Source organism: Streptomyces sp. NPDC001880, assembly GCF_053594575.1.
Genome location: NZ_JBSFET010000228.1, coordinates 1 through 3,171, shown reverse-complemented (window position 1 = coordinate 3,171; position 3,171 = coordinate 1). Strand labels below are relative to the sequence as shown.

1 protein-coding gene and 2 pseudogenes are annotated in these 3,171 nt (G+C 68.3%); all 3 read left to right on the top strand.

Annotated elements, in window-relative coordinates:
* Window positions 1–110: 110 nt before the first annotated feature.
* Window positions 111–778 (top strand): annotated as a pseudogene (locus ACWCQ6_RS36585) (transposase); the annotation flags it as partial.
* 441 nt (window positions 779–1,219) lie between these two features.
* The gene (locus ACWCQ6_RS36580) at window positions 1,220–2,863 is read left to right on the top strand and encodes an alpha/beta hydrolase (RefSeq protein WP_451096735.1); all 1,644 of its coding nucleotides are present in this window, start codon (window positions 1,220–1,222) and stop codon (window positions 2,861–2,863) included.
* A gap of 98 nt (window positions 2,864–2,961) precedes the next feature.
* Window positions 2,962–3,171 (top strand): annotated as a pseudogene (locus tag ACWCQ6_RS36575) (IS6 family transposase); the annotation flags it as partial.

Here is a 3,171-nt window from a genome sequence, read left to right as displayed (position 1 = left end):
GACCGGGTACCGTTGCCCCTTGTACGACGGCGGCGTACTGCCCACGGACAACCCCCTCCACCGTGATCAACCCGAAGATCATCCCACCCCGTCAGCCAACGTGACAGCGCCTGCTCGACTGCTCCCGCAGACTGAACCTCGCCCTGAACACCGTCAAGCGCTACGCCCGCATCCCCGAACCGCCCGCGGATCGCATCGCCCCCGCTACCGGCCCACCCTGGTCGACCCCTACCGCGACCACCTGCGCCGGCGCCGGTCAGACAACCCGGCTGTTCCCGTCACGCACCTCCTGCAAGAGATCAGGGAACTGGGCTATACCGGCAGCGTCAACCTGCTGGTCCGCTACCTCAATCAGGGCCGCGCCGAAGGCGACCGCCCTGTGACGACCCCCCGCCGCCTCGCCCGGCTCCTGCTCACCCACCCCGAGCACCTGTGGACCAGAGACACCGACCTGCTCGGCCTCCTCACCACAGCGTGCCCGGAGATGACCGCACTCGCCCGGCTCACCGGCGAGTTCGCCGCGCTCCTGGCCCCGGCCCAGGCCAACGACGACAAGCTCACCCAGTGGATCGCCACGGTCCGCACCGCCGGCCTGCCCCACCTGCACAGCTTCTGCAACGGCCTCGAACTCGACCGCGCCGCCGTGAACGCCGGCCTCACCCTGCCCCACCACAACGGCCGGACAGAAGGCGTCAATACCCGAACCAAGAAAATCATGCGGCAGATGCACGGTCGAGCAGGATTCGACCTCCTCCGTCACCGCATCCTCCTGCAATAAGGAGAACACACCGTCACCACCGACTACGGAACAGAGCCGTCAACGGCTCTGTCGCACATTCGGTGGTAACTGAACGTCATCGTCGAAGTGCCCTGCCCCCGGTGGCCATGGTCCACCTCCCGCGCCGCGTCCCGGCCGTGATCCACGGCTCCTGGATCCCGGACACCGTCCAGTAGCGGTTCCCTCGCCCGTGGCGGCGTCAGTGGTCGGCGCACCCGGCGGTAGGCGGCCGTCGATGCGTTCCAGGTTCGTTTTCGACGGGCGGCACTGTTCGCCACGTCGCTGCAGGCGGCCCGCCCCCCGTACAACTCAAGGATCAACCAAGGCTGTTGTGTCATTCCCAGGGTGGAGGGGAGGTGCAGCCCGGCGGGGGATCCGCATGCGTGACCGGTTCCTGAAGGATCTTTCCTGTCCGAACATACGACCGGAAGGATCGATATCGTGCGCAGACGACGTCTCGCGCCCCTGTTGGCCGTGAGTGTCACGGCCGCGCTGGCTCCCGCGCTCGCCACCTCGACGGCCACCGCCGCCACGGCCGCCACCACGTCGACCGCCTCCTCGTCCGCCGCCACGGGCGCGCTGGACCGGTATGTGAAGCAGAAGCCGCAGTGGGAGCGGTGCGATGCCGACGCTCCGGCGGAGTTCGAGTGCGCCACGATCAAGGTCCCGCTGGACTACCGGGTTCCCGGGGGCAAGCGGATCGACTTAGCCATATCCCGGATCAAGAGCACCGCGCCGGACAAGCGGCACGGTGTCCTGTTCTCCAACCCCGGCGGCCCGGGGGGAGAGGGGCTCTACATGCCGCTGGAGATGCAGGAGGGGCTCCCCGAGTCCGTACAGCAGAAGTACGACCTCATCGGCTTCGACCCGCGCGGTGTGGGACGGAGCAGCCCGGTCTCCTGCGATCTGGAGCCGGAGGAGGAGAACTGGCTGCGGCCGTACAAGGAGGAGATGTTCGACAAGGACGTCGCCTGGGCGCGCGAGGTCGCGGACAAGTGCAGGGAGAAGGCGGGCGACACGCTCCCGCACATCACCACGCGCAACACCGCGCGCGACATGGATCTGCTCCGGGCGGTCCTCGGTGAGAAGAAGATCTCGTACGTGGGCTACTCGTACGGCACCTACCTGGGCGCCGTCTACACCCAGCTCTTCCCTGGCCTGGCCGACCGGTTCGTGCTGGACAGCGCGGTCGATCCGGCGCGCGCCTGGCGAGGGATGATCCAGTGGTGGGCGGAAGGCGCCGAGCCCGCGTTCGACCGGTGGACCGAGTGGGCCGCCGCGCGTTCGGAGAAGTACGGCCTCGGTGACACCCCGAAGGAGGTCGACCGGACCTTCTGGGACCTGGTCGCGCAGGCCGACGAGGAGCCCATCGAGGTAGACGGGCAGCCGACCACCGGTGACGACATCCGAAGCGGTATACGCGGGGCGGTCTTCAGCCCGGAGTACGCCACCGAGGGAGTCGTGGAGCTGAAGAAGGCCGCGGCCGGCGAGCCCGCCTCCGCGAAGAAGCTCGCGGCGTTCACCGGATCCGGGCAGGCCGGAACTGCGGGCGCCGCCGGTGCCGCCGAGGTGCCGTCCGACAACATGACGGCGAGCTTCTGGGCCGTGGTGTGCGGCGACAACTCGGCCGCGTGGTCCCGCGATCCTGAGAGCTACCGGCAGGACGCCATCGAGGACAAGGGCCGCTACCCGCTCTTCGGTGACTTCGCGTCGAGCATCAAGCCCTGTGCGTTCTGGGACAAGTCCGTGGAACCGGCGACCAGGGTGAAGAACAAGGTCGGCTCCCTGGTCGTCCAGAACGAGTGGGACTCGCAGACCCCGCTGCCCAGCGGTCAGGCCCTGCACGCCACCCTGAAGGGCTCGAAAATGGTCACCGTCCTCGGCGGCGAGGGCCATGGCGTCTACCCGAACGGCAACGCGTGCACGGACGGAACGGTCACCGGCTACCTGCTCAACGGCAAGCTCCCGGCGAAGGACGTGACCTGCGAGGCGACCGCCGACTCGAACGCGGAGGGTCGGAAGAACCAGAAGCGGGACGTGCTCCCCGGGTCTCCGCTCCCGGAACGTGCCCCGGAACGTTTCTGAGCCCGGTCGCATGGCCCATTGCCACATGACGGCACTGTCACGTTGGCGGGCGGCGTGGGAGGATCCTCGAAGTTGATCACGCTGGAGGGGGATCGTCCGTGGTGAGCGCGTTGCCTTCGTATAAGGGGCACCGGTACCCGGTCGAGGTCATCTCCCACTGCGTGTGGCTGTACTTCCGCTTTCCGCTCAGCTTCCGTGAGGTGGAGGAGCTGATGCTCCGGCGCGGTGTCACCGTCTCGTACGAGACGGTGACCCGGTGGTGTGTGAAGTTCGGGCAGGCCTACGCCGACGGGCTGCGCCGCCGACGG